The organism is Shouchella oshimensis (assembly GCF_004375095.1).
Lineage (GTDB): Bacteria > Bacillota > Bacilli > Bacillales > Bacillaceae_D > Shouchella > Shouchella oshimensis.
The window spans coordinates 203,161-226,435 of the sequence record NZ_SNUX01000002.1 but is presented as its reverse complement, the minus strand read 5'-3'; the positions used below and the strand labels follow the sequence as shown (position 1 = coordinate 226,435).

At 36.5% G+C, this 23,275-nt stretch carries 26 protein-coding genes; 10 read left to right on the top strand and 16 right to left on the bottom strand.

Annotated elements, in window-relative coordinates; genetic code table 11:
* Positions 1–90: 90 nt before the first annotated feature.
* Entirely contained in the window at positions 91–1,386 is a 1,296-nt protein-coding gene (locus E2L03_RS07280; RefSeq protein ID WP_166740212.1) for a helix-turn-helix transcriptional regulator, read from the top strand.
* Positions 1,387–1,464: 78 nt separating this feature from the next.
* On the opposite strand, the gene E2L03_RS07275 is transcribed toward E2L03_RS07280, so the two are convergent.
* The 8 genes from E2L03_RS07275 to E2L03_RS20265 form a co-directional block, all read right to left on the bottom strand.
* Entirely contained in the window at positions 1,465–2,070 is a 606-nt protein-coding gene (locus tag E2L03_RS07275; RefSeq protein WP_038476156.1) for a Crp/Fnr family transcriptional regulator, read from the bottom strand.
* Positions 2,060–2,575 (bottom strand): hypothetical protein, encoded by a 516-nt coding sequence (locus E2L03_RS20280; RefSeq protein ID WP_208394341.1) that lies wholly within the window; start codon positions 2,573–2,575, stop codon positions 2,060–2,062. The genes E2L03_RS07275 and E2L03_RS20280 overlap by 11 nt, the downstream gene beginning before the upstream one ends.
* 83 nt (positions 2,576–2,658) lie before the next feature.
* Entirely contained in the window at positions 2,659–2,784 is a 126-nt protein-coding gene (locus tag E2L03_RS20830) for a hypothetical protein (protein ID WP_269083177.1), read from the bottom strand.
* 385 nt (positions 2,785–3,169) lie between these two features.
* The gene (locus tag E2L03_RS07270; RefSeq protein WP_124741163.1) at positions 3,170–4,171 is read right to left on the bottom strand and encodes a hypothetical protein; all 1,002 of its coding nucleotides are present in this window, start codon (positions 4,169–4,171) and stop codon (positions 3,170–3,172) included.
* A complete protein-coding gene (locus tag E2L03_RS07265; RefSeq protein WP_124741162.1) occupies positions 4,158–7,019 on the bottom strand; it encodes a thiopeptide-type bacteriocin biosynthesis protein in 2,862 nt (953 codons plus the stop codon). The genes E2L03_RS07270 and E2L03_RS07265 overlap by 14 nt, the downstream gene beginning before the upstream one ends.
* 338 nt (positions 7,020–7,357) lie before the next feature.
* Entirely contained in the window at positions 7,358–7,498 is a 141-nt protein-coding gene (locus E2L03_RS20275; protein ID WP_158318474.1) for a hypothetical protein, read from the bottom strand.
* A 60-nt stretch (positions 7,499–7,558) separates the two neighbouring features.
* Positions 7,559–7,699, bottom strand: coding sequence for a hypothetical protein (locus E2L03_RS20270; RefSeq protein ID WP_158318474.1), 141 nt, complete (start codon positions 7,697–7,699; stop codon positions 7,559–7,561).
* 61 nt (positions 7,700–7,760) lie between these two features.
* Positions 7,761–7,901 carry a hypothetical protein gene (locus E2L03_RS20265; RefSeq protein ID WP_158318473.1) on the bottom strand — a complete coding sequence of 47 codons (141 nt, stop codon included), beginning with the start codon at positions 7,899–7,901 and terminating at the stop codon, positions 7,761–7,763.
* A 473-nt stretch (positions 7,902–8,374) separates the two neighbouring features.
* Between E2L03_RS20265 and E2L03_RS07260 the strand changes: the two genes are divergently transcribed.
* Entirely contained in the window at positions 8,375–9,262 is an 888-nt protein-coding gene (locus tag E2L03_RS07260; RefSeq protein ID WP_134258824.1) for a DMT family transporter, read from the top strand.
* A gap of 123 nt (positions 9,263–9,385) precedes the next feature.
* Here the strand turns inward: E2L03_RS07260 and glsA are convergent, their stop codons facing one another.
* Positions 9,386–10,315 (bottom strand): glutaminase A, encoded by a 930-nt coding sequence (glsA, locus tag E2L03_RS07255; RefSeq protein ID WP_038476144.1) that lies wholly within the window; start codon positions 10,313–10,315, stop codon positions 9,386–9,388.
* A gap of 204 nt (positions 10,316–10,519) precedes the next feature.
* On the opposite strand from glsA, the gene E2L03_RS07250 reads away from it, so the two are divergent.
* Positions 10,520–10,708, top strand: coding sequence for a hypothetical protein (locus tag E2L03_RS07250; protein ID WP_038476141.1), 189 nt, complete (start codon positions 10,520–10,522; stop codon positions 10,706–10,708).
* Positions 10,709–10,912: 204 nt separating this feature from the next.
* Positions 10,913–11,236, top strand: a complete 324-nt coding sequence (locus E2L03_RS07245) for a 2Fe-2S iron-sulfur cluster-binding protein (protein ID WP_038476134.1) — start codon at positions 10,913–10,915, stop codon at positions 11,234–11,236.
* A 122-nt stretch (positions 11,237–11,358) separates the two neighbouring features.
* On the opposite strand, the gene E2L03_RS07240 is transcribed toward E2L03_RS07245, so the two are convergent.
* Positions 11,359–12,222 (bottom strand): LysR family transcriptional regulator, encoded by an 864-nt coding sequence (locus E2L03_RS07240; RefSeq protein ID WP_055737063.1) that lies wholly within the window; start codon positions 12,220–12,222, stop codon positions 11,359–11,361.
* A 120-nt stretch (positions 12,223–12,342) separates the two neighbouring features.
* Here E2L03_RS07240 and E2L03_RS07235 point away from each other — a divergent pair, with 120 nt between their 5' ends.
* Positions 12,343–13,512 carry a YbfB/YjiJ family MFS transporter gene (locus tag E2L03_RS07235; protein WP_134258823.1) on the top strand — a complete coding sequence of 390 codons (1,170 nt, stop codon included), beginning with the start codon at positions 12,343–12,345 and terminating at the stop codon, positions 13,510–13,512.
* Between the two features lie 89 nt (positions 13,513–13,601).
* Here E2L03_RS07235 and E2L03_RS07230 read toward each other — a convergent pair whose 3' ends face one another.
* The 4 genes from E2L03_RS07230 to E2L03_RS07215 all read right to left on the bottom strand — a co-directional run bounded on the left by E2L03_RS07230 (position 13,602) and on the right by E2L03_RS07215 (position 16,591).
* The gene (locus E2L03_RS07230) at positions 13,602–14,399 is read right to left on the bottom strand and encodes a DUF2785 domain-containing protein (protein WP_134258822.1); all 798 of its coding nucleotides are present in this window, start codon (positions 14,397–14,399) and stop codon (positions 13,602–13,604) included.
* 108 nt (positions 14,400–14,507) lie between these two features.
* Positions 14,508–14,924: an arsenate reductase (thioredoxin) gene (gene arsC / locus E2L03_RS07225; protein ID WP_038476131.1), complete on the bottom strand. Its 417-nt coding sequence runs from the start codon at positions 14,922–14,924 to the stop codon at positions 14,508–14,510.
* A 16-nt stretch (positions 14,925–14,940) separates the two neighbouring features.
* On the bottom strand, positions 14,941–16,236 hold the full coding sequence (locus E2L03_RS07220; protein WP_124741158.1) for an arsenic transporter: 1,296 nt from the start codon (positions 16,234–16,236) through the stop codon (positions 14,941–14,943).
* Positions 16,237–16,249: 13 nt separating this feature from the next.
* Positions 16,250–16,591 (bottom strand): ArsR/SmtB family transcription factor, encoded by a 342-nt coding sequence (locus E2L03_RS07215; protein ID WP_124741157.1) that lies wholly within the window; start codon positions 16,589–16,591, stop codon positions 16,250–16,252.
* Between the two features lie 225 nt (positions 16,592–16,816).
* Between E2L03_RS07215 and E2L03_RS07210 the strand changes: the two genes are divergently transcribed.
* On the top strand, positions 16,817–16,963 hold the full coding sequence (locus tag E2L03_RS07210; RefSeq protein WP_124741156.1) for a lmo0937 family membrane protein: 147 nt from the start codon (positions 16,817–16,819) through the stop codon (positions 16,961–16,963).
* 304 nt (positions 16,964–17,267) lie between these two features.
* Here the strand turns inward: E2L03_RS07210 and E2L03_RS07205 are convergent, their stop codons facing one another.
* Positions 17,268–17,792: a 5' nucleotidase, NT5C type gene (locus tag E2L03_RS07205; protein ID WP_038476122.1), complete on the bottom strand. Its 525-nt coding sequence runs from the start codon at positions 17,790–17,792 to the stop codon at positions 17,268–17,270.
* A gap of 202 nt (positions 17,793–17,994) precedes the next feature.
* On the opposite strand from E2L03_RS07205, the gene E2L03_RS07200 reads away from it, so the two are divergent.
* The 4 genes from E2L03_RS07200 (at position 17,995) to E2L03_RS07185 (ending at position 22,441) form a co-directional block, all read left to right on the top strand.
* Positions 17,995–18,669, top strand: coding sequence for a PspA/IM30 family protein (locus E2L03_RS07200; protein ID WP_124741155.1), 675 nt, complete (start codon positions 17,995–17,997; stop codon positions 18,667–18,669).
* A 168-nt stretch (positions 18,670–18,837) separates the two neighbouring features.
* Positions 18,838–20,844, top strand: coding sequence for a methyl-accepting chemotaxis protein (locus E2L03_RS07195; RefSeq protein WP_038476116.1), 2,007 nt, complete (start codon positions 18,838–18,840; stop codon positions 20,842–20,844).
* A gap of 125 nt (positions 20,845–20,969) precedes the next feature.
* A complete protein-coding gene (locus tag E2L03_RS07190) occupies positions 20,970–21,824 on the top strand; it encodes a manganese catalase family protein (protein WP_124741154.1) in 855 nt (284 codons plus the stop codon).
* A 107-nt stretch (positions 21,825–21,931) separates the two neighbouring features.
* Positions 21,932–22,441 carry a DUF3231 family protein gene (locus E2L03_RS07185; protein ID WP_134258821.1) on the top strand — a complete coding sequence of 170 codons (510 nt, stop codon included), beginning with the start codon at positions 21,932–21,934 and terminating at the stop codon, positions 22,439–22,441.
* Between the two features lie 66 nt (positions 22,442–22,507).
* On the opposite strand, the gene E2L03_RS07180 is transcribed toward E2L03_RS07185, so the two are convergent.
* Entirely contained in the window at positions 22,508–23,272 is a 765-nt protein-coding gene (locus E2L03_RS07180) for a LamB/YcsF family protein (RefSeq protein WP_134258820.1), read from the bottom strand.
* Positions 23,273–23,275 lie beyond the last annotated feature (3 nt).

Sequence of the window (23,275 nt, the reverse complement as noted above, 5' to 3'; positions counted from 1 at the left end):
AAATGTTAACGTATATTATCTACTTCCTAATAACGCCCCCTACTTTTAATAAATAGTTAGAATAAATAATTTATTGAAATGAGGGAACAAATGAGTATATACATAGGTGAAAAAATTAGACATTTAAGGATATACAGAAAACTTTCTCAATCAGAATTAGTAGAAGGCATTTGTTCAGTTGCCTATTTAAGTCGAATTGAAAATGGAAAGACGAAGCCATCAAAACAATTTCTAGATAAGATTTCGAAAAGGTTAGACGTCACTATCGACATAATGGATCATAACAGTTCGACTAGTCTACATGACAAAATTATAACTGTACTCAATAAAGTAGAGGGAGAATCTAAATCGTTATCGAACGAAGAGGAAGCTCTCCTTAGAATGTCTCTATTAGAATTTCTTCAACCTTCTCTCCTCATTAGAGTGTTTTCAGTCTTATTAAATCATTCAATGACAAAAGATGAAATGAATGATGCAGACACTATTTATCGTTCTAACATTAACTTAATTGATGTAAAAGATAACACCGAGTTTAAAGACCTTAGCGAACAACAGATATATTTTAGGCTTCATAATATATTAGGGAAGTATTTTTACTCCAAACAGAATTTCTCCCAAGCCCATTACCATTATTCAATATCAGAAAATTTAAACGTCGATAACACAACTATTGAAAGTGCCAAACTCTATTATAATATTAGCTTAGTCAAACAACGCATTATGGAAGACAAATCAATTGCCCTTTACTATTGTAAAAAATCATATGATCTATTCCTAAAATTAGGTGATACCGAGAACATAGTAAATGTATTAGTAACCCTTGGCGTTCAATATCACTTGCTTTCACAATATGATAAATCCTTACGAACTTTACAAGAGACTGAACGATATTTAGCTGACTTAAATGTAAAAAATAAGAATCGTTTGTTCACCATGATCACATATAATATTGGTAAAGTGTTTCAAAAGCTCGAGAAGTATGACGAAGCCATTGTTTATTACAATAAAAGTTTAGCTAACCTCGAAAGTGACGTTAGTAAAGTATACGTTTTGAAAGGCTTATTAGAAATAAAACTCTTAAAAAAAGAATGGACAGAGGTTAAAGACCTTTTAGATACATGCTTACATTTGGTCGATCAACACCAAATGAGCTATTTAGACATTGAATTACATGTCATTAAAGCCATTGTTTTTAAACAAAGAGGTGATTTTCTTAACTACGAAAAATTATTAAAACGTACAATTGAACGTGCTGAAAAAGATAGCCATTCCATACTAATAAAGAAAATGGCAGAAGAATTAGCTCATTATTACTTTGAGTTGAAATTTTACAAAAAATCTTCCGAGTATTACTTAATGGCACTTAACCATTCTTCAAGTGTGTAAGTAAATGGTAAGATTTTGTCCAAGCTTCATATTCCTGATTTGAAAGTGCGGATGAATAGTGATAAACGTACCGTATGATTAAACAACTTCTAACGAGCAATCGTAGCTGCCTACACGATCAATAAGGTCTTTTCTTATATAAAGAAACCCTTGAACATTCGTAATGACCTTTTGTTTTTTTAATTCATTCAAGAGTTTCGTAACCGTTACTCTACTAGAGAGAATGAGACTGGATAAATGTTCGTGTGTCAACGGAATGTTTAGAATGTAATACTGGTTTTCTATTTCACCAAACTCTTGGGACAAGAATTGCAATAAATAAACCAACCTATTTTTCACAAATTTCTTTCTTTTAATGTGATTAATCAATTCTGTTCTCATTGTTGTGGTAGCTACTTTATTAAGTAAGTAGTATTTCTCCTCTATTTTGTGAAGAGAATCCCATTTGTATAAAATTAACTGTGCCTTTTCTTTATTCGTTCTAAACTCATATACACTATTGATGCTAGGATCTGGCAGTCTCACAGCATCGTCTGGCTTTAAAACATTAATGAGTATTTCTACCCCATCATTGTGTAATTCCCATAATTGCAACGTTCCTTCTTGTAGATAATAGACATACCCTGACTCCATACTGACAATTTGATCGTCACTTAAAAGAATTTCTTTACATTCATTTAACATGTTCAACTCCACCTTTTTTTTTAATCCAATGAAGTAGTCTAAGGTTGAAATTAGTATTAAGTAATGGAAAGGTAATGACTTCTGGATGTTCGATCGAAGTGCTTTCGCAATTGAGATCTCCATGTAGATGGATTAATTCATTCAATTGATCAGACAGTTTTTCATTCACTGAACATTGATTAGGACTGTCAGTTAAAAAGCTAATAAGTAAAGAGCCCTTGAGGTTTAATCTTTCTTGAACGACTGTAAGACTTTCAAAAAAACGCTTATAATCCTCTTTCCCAAACAAGTAAACAAATTCATTCTTTCGGATATTTACATAATATACCCCAGCAGATTCCATGCGGTTAATCACATTATTTTCTGTAGCAACAATTATAGGTAAACCGCATTCTTCTTTTCTAAGAGACCGTAAAACATCAAATATGATTTGACTTAATACATCCTTATCAATCGTGTAGTCAATTAACCTCACTTGGTTTTGTTGATCTTCTTTAAAAATCACGCACGGAGTAGAAATAGGGTGCTTATTGCATACTTTTTGAGTTAGTTCACTTGTTGCTACTAAAAACTGTTGATGGTTCATAATTAAACTAATGGACCCTCAGGATCGCCGAATGGACCTGGTTGATATTCATCAGAAGCTACGTCAAGGGTTGATCCTCCAGCTACTAACAACAAGCTTACCATTACACTAAACAGTATTTTTTTCATCTAATCGCTCTCCTTTATTAGTTGTTACATGAATTGTATCGTTACATTCTGATTAATAAGAAGAGGTTAAATTATTGTAAATTAAACATACGTAAAGTGCTTTTATGAAGGCCTTACTTAACTACTCACTCAAGTAGATTAACAGCTAGTTAAAACTTACAGATTCCTACTTCCCACAGCATTTTAAATTGTCTCCATTAAAAAATGATAAGAAGAGCTTGTTTTATAGTGATCATCACGTAACGTAACCACAATCTAAATCTCCAATGGGAAGAGAAAACGGACGGACTACTATGCATTAAAAATACCGTCTGGAACTGGAGTGATCTTCTTCCAATCCCATGACGGCTTGCTTACAATCATTTATTTTATTGTTCATACGCCTTTATGACACGGAGGCCTTATTCAGACTTTGCACTGGATAATCTGACAATTCCTTTTCCGAAAAATTTAACCGAGCAATCACGTAATTCATGTAGAAGCGATCCATATTGGTTAAACCTAAAAGTAACAACTTTTTGTATAAAGCATTTGTGACCCATCTGTTAGCAATTAAAACCTCATTGTATAAATAGATATGCATATTCTCTTTTGCAAAAGTAACTTGATGTCTTTTGGAAGCATATTCAATCTTTTCATCAATATGAGAACGATCAAAAGGCATATAGAAGTTAAGATCTTTCCTTTCTATTAAAGGGCGTAATTTATAAAAGAAACCAAGTAAATTCTCCGTTAAAGCTGTTGGAGATAGATCGAAATTCAACAAGCCTTCTTTCGAATCACTTTCAAACCTCCGTTTAAAATCGTTTTCTACTAGTTCTTTATCCTGAGCATTTAAACGATTAATAAACGCAACATAGTGAGAAAGATGACAATTATAAGCTTGCTGTTCAACAACATAAGTCTCTAGTTGTTCATATTCTTTCATTTTATGATGAAACTTCATTATTTCAGCAATAATTGGATGTAAATCATTTTCTTCAAAATAATATTCGCTAAAATAATGATCAAAAATTTTATTCGACTCTTTAAACAAATCATCTTCTAATTTTTCATTAAAAATAAGATCCTCTTCTTTAACGATAACGTCGTTCTTCAAAATGGGATTAAATGGGTTAGCATTTCTTAATATAGTTGCTGTAGATTGATAGTTTCTACTAAATTCCGCCTCATCAAAACTTGTTAAAGAGCAATTCACGCCTGTTTTAAGCTCTTTTAACATCCACGATAAATCACTGCGACGAATCGTTCCTCTAAGGTTCAAGTGATAGCCATTTTCCCACCCTTTATCAATCATAAAGTTGTAATTCTTTATAAGTTTTTTTATGGTAGTCTTTAATTCTTGAGATGGTTCTACCACATAACATTTAATACTATAATGCTCCATTTTTTAATACTCCCTCCTGAAGGTAGTAACGAATGTTTGAAAATGAGAACCTCATATATTGATTGGTTTCCAATTCTAGTTCTCTCTTAAAAGGAAAATGACGATTCATTGCCATATGAACAATGCTTTGTACAATGTAAAACAAGTAATCATCTGATAATCGTAGTCTCTTAGCTGCTATTAACAGATCTGCTGCTAACTGATTGTATTCAATTAGCAATGGATGTGATGTTTTATTGTAATCCTTTAACGCTTGTAACACGATTCCACGGTAATTCGTGCGTTTTTTTGCAAATGGTTTAACATATTTGCTCTCTTTCTCTATACTGCTTTCAATGTACTGGAACAACAGATTTGTATCTTTCCCAAGCAATCCATATAATACATAGCTAGAGAGATACAATGCACTTTCACTCTCATTGTAAGGTGCGTAAGCTTGTTTCAATACATTTAGTAACTTTGTTTCAGCCGAAAACAATGTATACACGAGATTGTATAGCCCATTTCCACCATATCTGTTCACTTCAGGCCGAAACAACGTTTTTTGGAAATCGTATAAACACCCTGATGAAAGCATTGAGGATAAGATTTCTTCCCATTTACTCTCTGTTTCGAGATTCTTTTTGTATCGTACGCGCATATGTTCTTTCTTATTCTCATCAATATAATTCACAATAAATACATCTTCTAACAAGTGATCTTTTTCATTTAACGCCAAAATCATGTTTTCTACTTTTTCTCTTTTACCACTTCTGTAGTACAAATGATAAGAATTTATACAAGGGTCTATTTTTTCTTTTAATTTTTGTGCATGTACGATTTGCTTAGTATCAAGGTCAAAGGTCCCTTGATTTTGGTTATACTGTTTTGATGAATAGATCCAATCGCTGACTTCTTCAGTCGATTCATCTAATTCCGGCGCTTCCATTAGTACAAGCTGATCCTTCTTGCTTATACAACTTTCCAAAAATAACATAGCCTCCTCATTATTAAGAGGTACAGGTAGCGTTTTATCTCCCTCCAAAAAATAAATATATTTATTTTGATTCAAGCTGTACTTATTTAAGAGGTCGCTAATCTTCTTTACTCTTTCCGTTTTCGTACTTTCATGCTCAAATTTGATATTGACTCTAGCAGGTGACACAATGAGATTTTTGTATTCAATCCTAGGGATATATTCCAAATAAGAGAAATTTTCGATAGGGAAGTTATTCGGGTACTCGAAACAGTACCTAGAAAATTCACTTAGAAAGACTAAAGCAGGATGTTCATTAAAGTTTCGATAACTGAACAAATGAGTTGATACAGGATAGATGATTTGATCTTTGTGGATCATATGAAGGCGATTCTTATGGGCAACCATATCGATTTCATTTAGGGGAATTCTCCCTTTTAATCGATCAGTGTGGCCGATGCAATCGATAAACGTATTGCTCTCTGATCGATAAGTTAAGCCGACATCTTTAAAATAATTGCTCATATAGCTTATTTCTGAATAGCCATGGGAATCCACTCCTTTACTCCCCTTACAAGACGAAAAACGACCTGTAAAAGAATAACGAGGGAAAGAAAACGCGTTAGGAGGTAAAATAAATCCAGCCTTACTCTCCACAATCTTGCAATCAAATGAAATAGGAATCCTACCGTCCCCTTTTCTCCCGTATAACGCTTTAATCGATAAAAAATCTTCTTCAGTAAGGGTAAGCGTTGGTTTATCGCTCACTCTATGCCACTGCATCATTTTGTTCAGAATGTATTTTTCAATTCGATTATCTCTATCATCAAAAGACAGGTGCTGCATAAAACCCAGCCCAGCATCTTTATTTATCATCTCAAGTAAAGGGACTCTTGTGTAAAAACCATATTTTCCTATAAACCGATTGTAATAGTTGTTCCAATCGATCCCTTGGTGTTTGTCAAAAAAAGCCATTAATTCTAGGGATTCTCCATTATCAAGGGCATGTTTAATTTGTTCTTTATTCTCCAAAGAATCGTATATAGACAAATCAACAAGTAAATATGAGGAACTTTTGCACAATGCCGCCATTTTGGAAACTAACGCTTTGTATACGTCAATCCCTTTGCCAACTTCCAATTCCTTATAGTTATGTATTAATTCTTTAATTGTTTTTATAGATGAAACTAATTCAACATCGTACTTACTGTAGCTTAAAAGGCTTTCTAAAAAAGCATCAGCATCTCTATTGATAGAATAAGTAGAAAGTTCAGTTTTTATAATATCTGATTTTAGTAGCTCTTGTATAACGCCTAACACTAGAGCTTTTTGAGAGTCTTGATATTGATCTAATAGTGTCTGACTATAAATAGGTGATCTTAAGGAATCGAACAAGTCTTTCAAAAAACTGGAACTTTCTAAATAAATGTAGGCCGTATTTTCTTTTGAAAACGTCTCTAACAAAAACTGTTGATCTTTCTCGTATAGTTTTGGATTTAACGTCAGTTTTAAGTTGGAAAACGTAAGAATAGAATTTTCGAGTTTTTTTATTACATTTTGTTCCCACTCCACAGATATACTTACCTGTTTTAATTCGGTCCGCCCACGAAAACGGTCACTGTCATTCGTACAGATTCCTGAGTTCATACGGTTAGGCTGCGGTCTCGCCGCCATTCTTAATAAATAGTTCACTACGGTTTTTTTTGTTTTTTTATCGATCTTTCTGTCTTCATCAACAATTTTTTTTAACTTATTGTATAGGGGAGTACTATTTAGTAATATCCTTTCCAAGAAAGCCGAGTCTCTTATTACTTCATGCAAATACTCATCTTCTTCTTCAGTAAACAATTTGCGCACAGCAGAGAATTTTAATGCGGCTTTTCTTTTAATCATATGTACTCCTCCTTATGAGTTAAATCAAATTGTTCGATTTTTTAACGTATTATTAGTAACGTATACGAATAGTAAATAATTGTGTGGCATGGATCTAAGCACACCACACAACCTTTTCGGAGAATAGATTCAAACTTAGTTTGCTAGTTCTGGTCGAATAATCACTGATGCATAAATGGATGCTTCCATTTCTTGCATAACTGTTGATGACTTTACGCTATAATCTTCTAATTTCACATTGATATCATTTGAGTTGATTACTTTTTTGTTTTCCATGTATAGGACAGCTCCTCTTTTTTTTGGTTTTTTGATTTTATAGGCTGGTCATGCTTATACAATTAATTTGCTAATTCTGGTCGAATAATCACTGATGCATAAATAGATGCTTCCATTTCTTGCATAACTGTTGATGACTTTACGCTATAGTCTTCTAGTTTTACATTGATATCATTTGAATTGATTACTTTTTTGTTTTCCATTTTAGGACAGCTCCTCTTTTTTTGGTTTTTTGATTTTATAGGCTGGTCATGCTTATACAATTAGTTTGCTAGTTCTGGTCGAATAATTACTGATGCATAAATGGATGCTTCCATCTCTTGCATAACCGTTGATGACTTTACGCTATAGTCTTCTAGTTTCACATTGATATCATTTGAGTTGATTACTTTTTTGTTTTCCATGTATAGGACAGCTCCTCTTTTTTTGGTTTTTTGATTTTATAGGCTGGTCATGCTTATACAATTAATTTGCTAATTCTGGTCGAATAATTACTGATGCATAAATAGATGCTTCCATCTCTTGCATAACTGTTGATGACTTTACGCTATAGTCTTCTAGTTTTACATTAATATCATTTGAATTGATTACTCTTTTGTTTTCCATGTTAGGACCTCCTTTCTTCGTTTCTTCTTTTCTTCTTCATTAGAATACAATGGATACTTATTGAGGAATGTATTATAAAATACATTTTCAAATTTTTTAGATTATTATTTTTAAAATTGAATGCCGTCTTTGTTTTTCCTGTTGAATTTGCCTTTTTCGTGTGTATTGAAGCTCAAGCGTAACAATAAAATGTCACTAATGAAGAGAGAAGCCACAGGAACTCTTCTTTACAAAGGTTTTTCTCTTCAATCGAATATCGAAAAGTTAAGGGCATAGTTTATTAATAATTTTACTAACGTTCTGTGTTATGGTGGAAGTATTCAATAAAGGAGGTCATTCCATGTTTTATAAACCGCTTTTTGAAAACGATGTACCATTTGTATCCTCCAAGGCTTAATGGAGAGAATACAAATGGAAAATACCACTCTCCGTTAGGCTCAAATCAATGAGTCAAACTATTCGGAGGGTAAAAAATGAAAAAATCATTATTAGGTTCTTTATTTCTTATACTTGCATCAAGCATTTGGGGCGGAATGTATGTCGTTGTTAAACTCTTAGTAGCCGTCATTCCACCACTAGAGCTTGTATGGTTAAGATATCTCATCGCACTTGTTGCATTGGTTATTATTGGCTTAATATCCAAGCAAAAATGGAGAATCAAAAAAAATCACTTGCTTATTATTTTATTGATTGCAGTGATAGGGTATGTCATTTCGATTGTCGCTCAAGAAACAGGAACAATGCTCTCGACTGCTCAAATGGGGGCTATTATTACTGCGACAACTCCAGCTTTTATGGTTGTTTTTGCTAGCCTTATTTTAAAGGAACGATTAACAGTAAAAAAAGCCATTTCTGTTTTGTTAGCAACTGTAGGGGTTATTACTATTGTAGGGATAGATCGTATTGAGTTTTCTAGTATGATTGGTGGTTTAACATTAGTCTTAGCAGCATTAACATGGGCGCTCATGTCAGTCTTAATTAAACTGTTACCAAGTCATTACTCACAAATAGTTGTAACCACATATGCTACGCTAATAGCAATGGTAGTGCTAACACCGGTTGTTTTGCCTACACTACATGAACTAGATTTCCACGTTTTTAAAGACCCAGTTATTCTCGGTGGTCTTTTATACCTAGGGGTTATCTCTACTTCAATAGCGTTTTTATTATGGAATCGCGGATTACACCTATTAAATGCTTCAAGTGGAGGCGTTTTCTTTTTCTTTCAACCAGTAGTTGGAGCCTTATTAGGGTGGTTCATATTAGGGGAAACGATCAGCTTTACGTTTTGGATAGGTTGCTTATTCATTTTAATTGGTGTCATGCTAGTACTAAAAGACAAAGACCATGAAAAAGGTTAGATTAATTAAGAAAAAAACAAGAGAGACTCGTTCCTCTCTTGTTTTTTATTTTTTTCTGTTTAGCGATTTAGAATTAAAAAGCCTGATATTGCTTATCGTTGTCGCTTTTCTTCATCCTCTTTATTAAAACATCGATAACGAATACTGCCGCGACATCATTTCTAACAACCGGATACCTGCGATTGAATTCCCCTTATCATCCAAGGAGGGGCCGAATATACCGATGCCACATTTTTTAGGAATAGAACCCATAATTCCACCCGCAACTCCACTTTTTGCTGGAATACCGACATTAATCGCAAATTCTCCTGATGCATTATACATGCCGCAAGTTACCATAAACGTTTTACAAATACGGGCGACATCTACAGGAATGATTTGTTCATCGGTTTCAGGGTTACGTCCATCCATCGCCAACACACAGCCAATTCTTGCTAAATCATTGCAATTCATTTCAATTGCACATTGCTTCGTATAAAGGTCCATTAATCCTTCAATGTCTTCTGTGATAACATCATGCTGCTTCATAAAGAACGCAAGCGCTCGATTTAAATCCGCTGTGTCATATTCGGACTTCGCAATTTCTTCATTATACGATATGGTCTCATTGCTTGATAAACAACGTATAAATTCAATCAACCGTTCAAAACGATGCTCAACAGACTCTCCTTTTATCATATGAGTAACGGCAAGAGCACCTGCATTAATCATTGGATTTAACGGCTTCGAAGGCTTATTTGTTTCTAATTTAGCGATTGAATTAAACGGATCTCCCGTTGGCTCTTTTCCCACACGTTGAAACACATACTCCTCTCCGTGGTCGATTAACGCAAGGGCTAAGGCAAGGACCTTTGAGATGCTTTGTAAGGTAAAATTTTCATTTGTATCTCCTGCTGAATAGAGACGTCCATCGGGATAAAATAACGCTACAGATAATTTTTCTTGCTCTGCTTTGGCGAGTGCAGGTATATAATCTGCTACATTCCCATCATGAATTACCTCTCTCGCTTGATTCACTAATAGCTGCAATTCATCATTTGATTGGCACAGCATTCAAACCACTCCTCTTTCTCTTTATCATCTCACCTATTTTATCCGCTATCCCACAAAGAGCTGGAATTTAAACATCTGCAATCGTTTCTCCGCTACTTTTCAATCTGTTAAGACAGTTTTACGTAATCTTTAACAGCTCTTAACTAGTTATGGGGTCTATTCTGCCATAAACTAGAGGTAAGAAATCTCTTAGGAGTGAAGATCATGTATACAGCAGAAGATTTACGAGCAGTTGAAGAACGTGCGCAACAGTTTTTGCCAACCGCTACGAGCGAATTATCTGCCTACTTGCGTGCCATTGAAGAATATGTTCGCAAAAAACGCAACGTACTTCCTTTTGAACAAGCAGAACATCTCGAGACACAGCTACTCGTCCATTATGGCCTTGAATAAACGGCCTATACATACTTTTCTAATAAGGAGGCCTTTGTGCCCCTCTTTGTTCTTTTAACCATTACCTGCTTCTTATACGATTATGAGAACAGGTAAATTTTCAAAAACACCTACGCCTTCTCCCCTCTGTAGAATCACCGTTCTACTTCGTTTACTTTCATGCTACACTTATTAAGAGCATGTATGTAGAAGGGAATGAATGATATGCCAATGATTCATGCTGAAGGCTACCACAGCTTCCGTGCGGAACAAGGGAAGAAACTTGTTCTTGCTCTAGAGGATAACGGCGTTGATATCCTTCATCGCTGTGGCGGAAAAGCACGCTGTACGACGTGTCTTTGCGAAATTGTCGACGGAGATGCTGGTCCTATTAGTGAAATAGAAGCTGCTGCCCGAGAGAAAAAAGGGATTACAGCTGAAAATTTGCGCCTCTCCTGCCAAATTCGTATTGAGAAAGACTTAAAAGTGAAACCTTTGCGAACAGCAACAAGCGAACAAATGGACCCTGGCACTCGACCAGAGGAATGACACCGGAAACAAGAGCTGATGCCTAGGCATCAGCTCTTGTTTTCTAATTCTTGAACCATCAAAGATCAATCGTGAAGGAAAGCCGCTACCGTTTTGCCTATTCTTTTTTTCGCCACCAACCTTTAAGAACATCCTTCCTTACTATTTTTTCCGACCTGTTCCATTACGCTATACAGTGACAACCATTCATTTTCACGATAGACAAAATAGGTTTCGACCATACTATATTTTGAGGGTAAGGCATTGAATGTAATGTTCGTATGATTTTTCACTACAGAATAAGGCAAGATGGAAATACCCATTCCATTTTTCACACAACCAATTATGGCTTCAATTGATCCGAATTCCATTTTTCGCGTAGTCGTGAGAGCATGATCGTACAAGAAGGTTTCTAACAACTGCCGATAGGAGCATCCTGTTTTAAAAGTAAGCATATTCTGGCCTTCTAATTGAACAAATGTAGAATCAAGCCTTCCCCCTAAACTCTTTGATGTGATTAAGACCATTTCTTCTTTGAAAATTGGAAAGCCTTTAATTCCTGACTTGTTGATGAATCCTGCGATAAATCCTGCGTCTATTTCATAATTTATTAATTTGTTTACTATTTGTTCCGACGTTCCTGTCTCCAAGTTAATTAATACGTTAGGATACGTACGATAGACTTCCGCTAAAAGAGATGGAAGCCGTATAGCTGCTGTCGTCTCCATTGACCCAATAAACAATTCTCTGAAAATCTCTTTCTTACTCATCATTTCATTTGTTTGTTCCCAGTAATGTAACAATGTAACTGTTCGTTCGTATAGAACTTTACCTTCATTCGTTAGTCTGACACCGTGAGGAGTTCGCAAGAAAAGATTACATTGATAATAGGCTTCCAACCGTTTCATTTTCATGGTGACATTTGATTGACCGACTCTAAAAACTTCAGCAGCCTTGGACATACTATTCTGCTTGGCAACTTCAACAAATGTTTTTAAATCATCCATTCTCAAATTAACTCCACCTTATCAATTTTTTTGAACTCTGATATAAATTATAAACATTATTAATGATATCACAATTAGCGTAAACTAAATCAATAAGCGTTTTGATAGGTGGGAGCACATATGAATAATAGAGAAACCTTTCGTTTACTAGTTATTGGTTTTATTAGCCTTACGATTGTTATAGGTATCGGACGATTTCTCTTCACCCCGATACTTCCTTATATGGAAATAGGAACAAGTCAATCATTTTCAGCGCTAGGAATGTTAGCCACTTGGAACTATATTGGGTATTTTATAGGAGCATTTGCAGCGAGGACGATCCAACCTACAGGTACATCAATGATTCTTCTGTTAGTTACAAATGGGCTAATGACTGTCTTAATGGGATTAATGGATGATTATTTTATGTGGATTTTGTTTAGACTTCTTTCTGGTATTAGCAGCGGTTTCATATTTGTATTCGCCACTAATCTGGTTTTAGGTCGTTTCGTTCAACTAAACCAAACTCAATACTCAGGCTATTTATATAGTGGCGTTGGCTTTGGCATCTTGTTATCTGGAGGTTTTACACCTTTCATCACGAATTCTGTTAACTGGTCATTTACCTGGCTATTCTTCGGACTCATTAGTCTATTATTAACAGTCATCGTCGCATTTATGATGAATGTAATGCCACGGGATAAGACGGAAACCACTTTTACAGCCCGGGTCCCATCTAAGTACCATAGTAAGAAAAAAAAGATTGCCCTTTATTTATCTTATCTGTTTGAAGGGTTTGGGTATATTATTTATGCCACTTTCATTACTGGGCTGCTTGCTAACAATAACGTTTCTTTTGAACCCTCTTATATTTGGGCAATTGTGGGTCTGGGAGCTATTCCATCTTGTATAGTGTGGTCTTGGCTTGGAAAGAAAATATCAGCTTCAAAAGCCTTAAAGTACGCATATTTTATTCAGATTCTCGCTGTCTTTATACCAGTATTATCACAACATTTACTTTTAATTGTCCTTTCAGCATTTCTTTTTGGAGGAACATTTCTAGGGATCATTACCCTTACAATGAATATAAGCAAGCAATTTAAAGACAGTAAGAATCTCGTAAGTGGATTAACGGCAATTTACGCTTTAGGGCAAATTATAGGTCCTTCTGTTGCCAGTCTGTTTATTAAGTTCATACATTTCCAGTTTTCCTTTCTTTTAGCTGGTTTTGCTCTAGTACTATCGTTTATCATTGTAGCTGCTTCATTTACATCCAACGCTCCTTTTCATTCTAAATTTAATCGAGATTAAGGAAGATTACATTAACGAGGCGAATTGACATTCACTATGAACTTTACTTTGTATCGCATGAATAAACTTGTTAGTCTATGCCTAATCTATTAAAGATTACGAATAAATAAAAGCTCAGTTAAAATGTTATTCGATAGTTCGGTGTTAGCCTTTTTTTCTATTAGATTTAAATAGATAGCGTTTAAAAGTGCCATATAATTTGTTCGTATTCTATAAAAAGACACCCCAGCTACATTTCGCTCTAATTCTAATTTCTGTTTCATCCAAGCTAATAATTCGTTTAACTCTGTTTGTGTCTTACTTAAACAAATGATACTTGTTAAAGGAAATGCTATTCTTTCTTGCTCATCATCTATAAATACGATCCCTTTTGACAGAGGCTCCACCACTTTAGTTATTGAACTAGATAGTATTTTTCTACCGATTGAAGAGTATTGAACAATGGAATCCAGTAGATCCGCTGTATGCGCAATCGAGTGTGCCCATCCTTTATTTTCCACATAGCCTCGTAGATCTATTTCATCCACCATCACCTTTAGACTATTACTGGCCAGATCTTTTAACAAGTCGTCATCCACCGTGTATCGAGCGTTTAAAATTGCAGCACATACAATAGCCGAGAAAGACCTTTTAAAAACAGAATCAGTCTCTTTTTCACCTAATCCTGTTAACAAATTTTTGTTGCAAACCTCTAGTATAAAATTTACTTGTTTGTGTTCTAATTGTTTATTACGTATCCATTTATGAAAAGTCCCGTATATCAGGTTATCTCTTAAAACTGGATCCGTACTTCCAATTGAATGCAACATATTATTAATTAATTCATTTGAGTGTGTTGTTGTCGAATTTGATAGTAGATCTTTTAAATTTAAATACGGTTCCTTCATTCTTTTTTCACTCTACTCTCATCATTTAATTTAAGCCAACATGCCTTACTAGGAATTCCTGCCAGTAGAAAAAACACAGACTCCTGCAAAGGAGCTGTGTTTTCCACTTTATTTCCCTGTTTCTTTAAATGCTTTTATTCTTAGACCAATCTCATCACGGACACGTTGAAAACATGCCCATTTTTCTTCTTCGGAACCTTCTGCTTTGGCAGGATCATCAAACCCCCAATGAGCACGCTTTACATGAGGTGGCGTCATTGGACATTTATCAGCCGCATCTCCACATAATGTTACAACAAAGTCTGCGTTGTTAAGCAATACATCGTCAACCATGTCTGACGTCTGGTTGGAAATGTCAATTTCTACTTCCTCCATCGCTTTAACAGCATTTGGATTTAAACCATGGGCTTCAATGCCTGCACTATATACATCCCATTCATCTTGCAAATAATACTTTGCCCAACCTTCCGCCATTTGCGAGCGGCATGCGTTTCCTGTACATAAAAAGTAAATGGTTTTTTTCATCCTTCATTCTCCTTTACTAAATCAGTAAGAGCCATATATACAACCCAAGTAAGGTAAGAAATAGAACAGGAAGCGTAATAATGATCCCTGTCTTGAAATATGTTCCCCATGAAATTTTCACACCTTTTTTAGAAAGCACGTGTAACCAAAGCAACGTAGCAAGTGAACCAATTGGGGTAATTTTCGGCCCTAAGTCCGCGCCAATAACATTGGCATAAATTAAGGCTTCCTTCGTCAACCCAGTTGTTCCTGATTCACCTATGGCAATGGCGTTAATTAAAACCGTTGGCAAGTTGTTCATAATGGATGAAAGAATAGCGGCTATAAAGCCCATTCCCATTGTCGCAACAAAAAGCCCTTGGTCTGCTATGATAAAAATAGCATCTGCTAATACATCCGTTAATCCGACATTGCGGAGTCCATAAACAACGACATACATTCCAATAGAAAAGAAAACAATATTCCATGGAGCCCCTTTTAGGACAACTCTTGTATTTACGGCAGAGCTCGTTCTAGAAATAAGTAAGAATAAAATAGCTATGACTCCAGCAACAATTGATACTGGCATTCCAATGAATTCACTGCCCATATAGCCAACAAGAAGTAATCCTAATACGACCCAAGAGAAGTGAAACATTCTTCGATCTTTAATCGCCAACATCGGCTCTTTGAGTTGAGCGTAATCATATCGCCTCGGGATACTCTTTCTAAAATAAAGAAGCAAGACAATAATACTTGCGATTAGAGCAAAAAGGTTTGGCACGATCATATAGGTGGCATATTCAATAAAGCCAATACCAAAATAATCTGCTGAAACAATGTTCACTAAATTACTCACGACAAGTGGAAGTGATGTTGTGTCAGCAATAAATCCACTTGCAATAATAAATGGGAAAACCATTTTTTCGTTAAAGTTTAACGAACGAACCATCGCTAACACAATAGGCGTTAAAATTAATGCTGCCCCATCATTGGCAAAAAAAGCGGCAACAATTGAACCTAGTAAACAGACATAAACAAACATAAGAACGGCATTTCCTTTAGCAACCCTCGCCATATGGAGAGCTGACCATTCAAAAAAGCCAATCTCATCTAGAATGAGGGAGATAATAATGACGGCAATGAACGTAAGCGTTGCATTCCAGACAATCCCTGTTACATCAATCACATCAGTAAAATGAACCACACCAAGTAAAAGAGCAAGTAAAGCTCCCCCACAAGCTGACCATCCAATGTTCAAGTTTTTTGGTTGCCAAATAACAAACACTAACGTTACGACAAAAATTAGCGAAGCTATGATCACATCTACCATTGTTTAGTCCCCTTTAACAGCTCGCAAGCCCTTCTCTTTCTAAAGCTTGAAGATAACGCTCATCTTGATCGTCACTATATTGAAGAAGATCACGAACTACAGGAAAATAAGTAGAGGTCGTATTGAGAGTAAAATAACGCCATTGCTCTCTTCTTTCTTCTGTTAATATCCCTAAATCTTTTAATTTTCGTAAATGCTGACTTACAGCTGGTTGACTGACCCCAAGCATTTCAACGAACTCGCACACACAATAGGTCTTCTTCTCAACTAATTTGAGCATTAGAAAACGAGTTGGATCACCAATAACCTTTAAGCATGCAGTTAGCTCAGACATTGGTAATGTTGTATTTTCCATATAAGACTCACCTCTCTGAAAACCATTATATAATCAAATAAATATATAAGTCAAAGTATATATTAATATTTACTTATATAACTTCTTCCTTCTTTCCTATATCATCAAAATCTACAGACACATCTGTTCAATGAAATGTTAAAACACTAGATATGGAAGAAACTCTCAGTTTACATTGCGATAAAGAGGGAATCGATAACATATCCATAAAAGGAGGGCTGACTTATGCTCTGGACTGCACTTATTGTTATTTTAGTATTATGGTTACTTGGCTTTATTGGCGATATTGGTGGGAATCTTGTTCACATTTTATTAGTCGTTGCACTCGTTGTATTGATTTTCCAACTCATTTCTGGTCGTCGAAAAGTTTAACGAAAAGAGGCTGGGACAAAAGTAGATAGACAGACCAAAATGACGAACATTCCTGAAAATAGGAACGTTCGTCATTTGTTTTATATGAAAATGAGCGGAAGGAGAACCCGAAGACTCTGGAGTGTTGGTTTTCCACGGAGGAGGCTGAGGCCGTGTCCCCGGAAAGCGAAGGATTCTCCTGTAGCGGTGCTACTCAGCATAGTTTAGACTATTCGTCTTTTCAAATACTACTTTTCGTTATGTCCCAGCCTCTTTTTACTTTAAAACATAGAAATAGTGATGGCCGGTGCTCTTCACATTGGCTTTATTTAAGAAAATAGTCTCTTACATTTGCCCACGAGTTCACACGAATAAAACGATCCTCATGAATGTTATGAGGTGCTGTAAAAAGAATACCCTCTCCTGTAAATCGCTCGAGCTGGTACACATTGTCATCTATTAAATAATCTGCTTTTATGACACTCTTATCGCCACAAAAGACAAAATGCTGGTCATCTAAAAAAGGAAAATGCTCTTGAAGCCATTCATACTTTGCTGTAAAAGAGGATGGAAAATGCATCGCTGCTGTCGCAATATAAATTTCAAACGACTCGCTTAATTCTTTAATCACCTCTTGTGCGTCTTTCATCACGTCTAAATCGCGAAAATAAGTAGGGTCTTTTAAATACTCTCTAATCTCATCCACTAAGTGCGGACGCAAATCCCTTAGTTTTTTACCTTGTAAATCCTCCAATGTGATCGCTTCATTGTAATCTGCATTAAAAAGTGCAAGATGTTTTTTTGTGAAGTCCGCCATCACTTCATCCATATCAATGGCAATGCGCTTCATACGTCCACTCCCTGTCTTCTGTCTTTTCCTTAAGCATACCACAGTGAGGTAGTTCGGCAGAAGCTAAGCCCGCCTTTTTTTGCTCAGAACATGAAATTGAAAATGAAACCATTTCGATTTCCTTTACGTATTTACATCTATAAGCAAGCAAGATATGCTATGTTAGGAATAGTTCGTTATTATAGTAAAGGGGGAAGATCCGATGTTTCGTTTCTTTAATCGTGTTCGTACTGTTGTCTCTTCCGAATTAAATTCAATGTTAAACAAAGCAGAAGATCCAGGCAAGATGCTTGATCAATATTTGCTTGATATGGAAAAAGACATTTCTGAGGTTGAAGCAGCAGTTGCCAAGCAAATCGCAAACGAAAAAATGCTTAAAAAACAAGCCGATGAGGCTGCTGAACTCGTTTCTAAACGAGAAGAGCAAGCCATGCGCGCACTTGAATCTGGCGACGAAGACCTTGCTCGTCGTGTATTGGAAGACAAAAATAAACATGTAGGTCAACGCGATGCACTACAAGAGTCTCATGCTGAATCAGCGAGATTATCAGAAGAACTAAAAGATAAGCTTCGTGAGATGAAAGACGAATACCGCGATATGAATATGAAGAAAGATTCACTAAAAGCACGTTCAGAAAGCGCTAAAGCTCGTGCAAAAGTAAATGAATCACTTTCTTCTATTGGTAATAGTGGTGCTCGTGGCGGTTTTAACCGAATGGAAGAAAAGGTCATGCGTCAAGAAGCAGAGGCAGACGCTAAAGGTGAGCTAAGAAGTGCTAATAAATCACTTGATGATGAATTAGCGGCCCTTGATAAATCCAGCGGCGTTGACGATGAGCTTGCCGCTTTAAAAGCGAAGCTAAATAGTAATAAATAGCCTCAAAAAGGATGATCAGCTGATCATCCTTTTTTCTTGCCCTCTTCGTGATTCAAACTGATTTGATTATTTTCTTAACAAAAACGTTTAAAAGGTTCAACATGCTACTATTCATGACGATATTAAGGATGTTGCGGTCTATGTAGAACAGTTAGGAGAAGATTGATCATGTTAAAACGTTTTTTACAAAATATTCAATTTATGCAGTTACGAACGAAATTATTTATTGGTTTTACTGCTATATTAGTCATTCCAAGTTCTCTCATTGGGGTTATTTCTTATCAAAATGCAAAAGAAGCCGTAATGGATGAGATGACTGCTGCTACTGAAGAGAGCCTTGCCATTGTAGATGAAACTCTTAGTCTTTTTATAGAATCTCAAGTAGAGAATATTGACTATATTGCTTCAGCCAGTGATTTAGCGGATTTCTCCGAGGACGATCCAGGAGCTCAGCGATTCTTGCTTGATTCTTTCCAAGCAACTAAAAACCATGTTGAACAAACTTATGTTGGTATGGAAACTGGCGATTTCATTAACTCACCCTCGTCTTTTCAAAATCCACCTGACTATGATCCAAGAGAACGACCTTGGTACCAACGTGCGATGGAACAGTCTGGAGACGTTATTATCACATCTCCTTATATCTCTCAGTCTTCCGAACAACCTGTCACGACTATTGCCCGTACGACAGATGACGGATTAGGTGTTGCCGCTCTAAATTTAGAGTTAACCGTAATCTCAGATCTATTATCCAGTATTTCCATTGGCCAAACAGGCTACGTTTTTTTATTAGATGAAAACAATATGTATGTCTCTCATCCTTATGAAGAACCCGGCACTGAAGCGGACGAGTCTTTTCTCTCCTATAGTGAAAATAACGCAGGCTTCCTATCTTATACATCTAACGGAGACGATCAACTTTTAACCTTTAAATCCAATGAAATTACTGGTTGGACCATTGCGGCATCGATGTATGAAGAAGAGATGAATGAAGCAGTTATGCCGATTCTCATTAGCGCTATTACCGTACTGTCAATTGCTATTCTAATTGGAGGTACCGTCATCTATTTCCTAGTTAAATCCATCACTTCACCTATCCAGACATTAATTAGTGTATCCGAACGTATGGCAGGTGGTGACTTGTCAGTTGCTTATGAAGTAAACCCTAGACAAAAAGACGAAATGGGACGTCTTGGTCGTTCGTTTGAAAAAATGCGTGCCTCTCTTGTGCTCATGATTACAAACATTCAAGACAAATCATCTGACCTTTCTCAAGCAGCTGATACATTAGCTTCTATTACACATGAGAATATGAGTGCAACTGAACAAATTACAGAAGCTGTTCAAGAAGTAGCAAGCGGTGTCGAAAAGCAAAGCACAAGCGTGCGGGAAAGTGAAAAAGTGGCTAGTGATATGTCAAACGATGTAAATGATGTCGTGGTGAAGACCAATCACATTCATAGCACTACTGACAACGCAGCAATAACTGTTTCAAAAGGAAATGACGCCATTACCGATGCCATTAAACAAATGACTCAAATTAAAGACACCTTTAAACATTTATCCGTACACATTGATACATTAGGAAAGCGCTCTAGCGAAATTGAAGAAGTAACTGAAACAATCAAAGGGATTGCTACACAGACCAACCTCTTAGCATTAAATGCAGCAATTGAAGCGGCAAGAGCAGGAGAACATGGACGTGGATTCTCAATTGTAGCCGATGAAGTAAGAAAACTTTCCGACATGACGGCGTCTTCAACTGAAACCATTTCTGAATTGGTTTTATCCGTGCAACAAGACACCGAGCGTACCATTGAACAAATGAATACGAGCTCAGACCAAGTGAACAAAGGGATTGAAGTTGTTCAGACTGCTGGACTATCATTTGAAGAGATGAAGCAATTTGTTCAAGTTGTTGCAACAGAAGTGAATGAATCAGCTAAGAATGTAGCTTCTCTTGGGAAGGATAGCGAGGCCTTTGTCACCACCTTCCAAGATCTATCTTCTATAAGTGAAACGGCTTCAGCAAGTATGCAAAACATTTCAGCATCAACAGAAGAACAACTTGCTTCTATGGAGGAAATTTCTGCTTCTGTAGAACAATTAAGTGAAGTAGCAGATGAATTAAAAGAGTTGATTCGCCAATTTGACGTTAATACAGATACCGTTTAACGAGCATTATAAAACAACAAGAGCCTTAAAGGCTGTTGTTGTTTTTTTCTTTTTAATAGCGTTTAATGAGTAATTCTTTCTCATTTGGTACAAGCTAGTATACAAATCGTATAAAGAGGTGTTTTATGTATTACTACAAAGAAGAATTGATTAATATCATTCAGCCAGATAAACCGGATCCTGCTGCAGCTAAAGTGCTCCAAGAAATTCTAGGTGGTCACTATGGCGAAATGCGAACCATGATGCAGTATTTTTTTCAAAGCTCTAACTTTAGAGGAAAAGAGAAAAAGTATCGGGATTTGTTACGAGGGGTCTTTTTAGAAGAAATTGCTCATGTGGAACTCGTTCAAAGTACCATTAATGCCTTACTAGACGAGTCTGGTGAACCAGGTGTAGGAAACCAATCCCCTTCAGGAACTCCTCTTGATGTAGCAACATTAGACGCTAATCCACATCATTATATTATTGGTGCTCAAGCCTCCTTACCTGTTGATGCTTCTGGTAACCCGTGGAATGGATCTTGGGTATACGATCATGGAAATCTTGCTGCAGATTTACTTAACAATGTAGCGTTAGAGTCAACTGGCGTCTTACAAAAAACACGGATTTATGAAATGAGTTCGAATAAGACATTCAGAGAAACACTAGGATTTCTTATTGTTCGAGACAATGCCCACCAAAACGCATTTGCAAAAGCTCTAGAAACATTAGGCGTGGATTGGGGTAAATTGTTCCCTATTCCTAATTACGACATTAATAAGTATCCTGAGTGTAGAAAATTCGTGGAGATGGGCTACCATAATGCTCAATTTAATTTTAGATTAGACGAAACGAAAATAGCAGAGGTTTTAACTGGACAATCACCTAGCAGAAACGGTGGCGAGTTAACGGTAACACCTCCTCCACCAGGATTTCCGGTTCCCCAAATGCCTGACATGCCAAACGAACATAGTCCCGGCACAGAGGATTTAAATAACTAATAACGTTGCGAATAAATATTTTTTCAATTATTGGAGATGCTAACACCGTGCATAAATGAAAGGTGGCACTTCTTTTGAAAACGATGAAATTAATTAGGAGGATTACGATGGGTATATTAAGTGGAAATCCACAAGACGAACCAATGCACTATGGCGAGGTATTCAGTACTTGGAATTACGTAATGACAGCGAATAAAACCATTGCTGATACTCAAGTGGCAGTAAATCACACTGGTGATGACGATCTGAAAAAGTTGCTAAACGAAGTAATTGAAGCCGCTCAATCAGAAGTGAAACAAGTATCAGAAACCTTAAAAGCGAATGGGGTTGCTTTACCTCCAGCCGCACCAGAACCACCAAGAGTAGAATTGAATGACATTCCTGTTGGTGCGAGATATCCTGATGCAGATGTTGCAGCAACGGCAGCAATGGGATTAGCAACTGGTCTTGTCACATGCAGTCAAATCATGGGTCAATCGATTCGTGAAGATATTGCAATGATGTTTGGCCAATTTCATGTAGCTAAAGCCGCTCTTGGCGGTAAGTTTCTAAAACTTACGAAAGAAAAAGGTTGGCTCATTCCACCACCACTCCACCATAGTAAAACCGAAGAGTAATAAACCTAAACAAAAGCACTCTTTTTAGAGTGCTTTTGCCTTTTCACTTCGAGAAATCCGATTGGACTAAGCCTTTATTCTTTGCACCGTTATACCACTTGCTGTAATCTTTTCATGAATATCTTTTGCAAACGCAAGAGCATGTGCACCATCACCATGAATACAGATCGTGTCTGCTACAATATCAATATCTTGGCCTTGTTGAGTCATGACTTTTCCTTCGTTGATCATACGTAGTACCTGTTTACTCGCTTGTTCAGGATCATGGATAAGAGCATCAGGTGACCGTCGGGATGTTAAGCTCCCATCTGCTTGATACGTACGGTCAGCAAACACTTCACTCGCTGTTTGTAGCCCGACTTCCTTCCCGGCATCAATCAGAGCGCTTCCTGCAAGACCATATAATACAAGCGTAGAATCAAGTCGATAAACGGCTTTAGCAATAGCGGTGGCAAGTTCTTTGTTCTTTGCAGCCATGTTATAAAGAGCGCCGTGAGGTTTTACGTGATGCAATGTTCCACCTTCTGCTTTTGTGATTCCTAGAAGCGCGCCAATTTGATAGAGCACGAGATCATAGCCTTCTTCAGGGGTAATCTCCATTGGTCTTCTTCCAAACCCAATTAAGTCTTGTAATCCAGGGTGTGCACCTATTCCAACACCCAATTCTAATGCATGTTTCACTGTTTCACGCATTGTCTTCGGATCTCCTGCATGAAAGCCACACGCAACGTTTGCAGATGAAATATAAGCCATTATGTCGCTGTCATTCCCTATCGTATATGCACCAAAACTTTCACCCATATCACTGTTCATATCTACTACGCTTCTCATAAA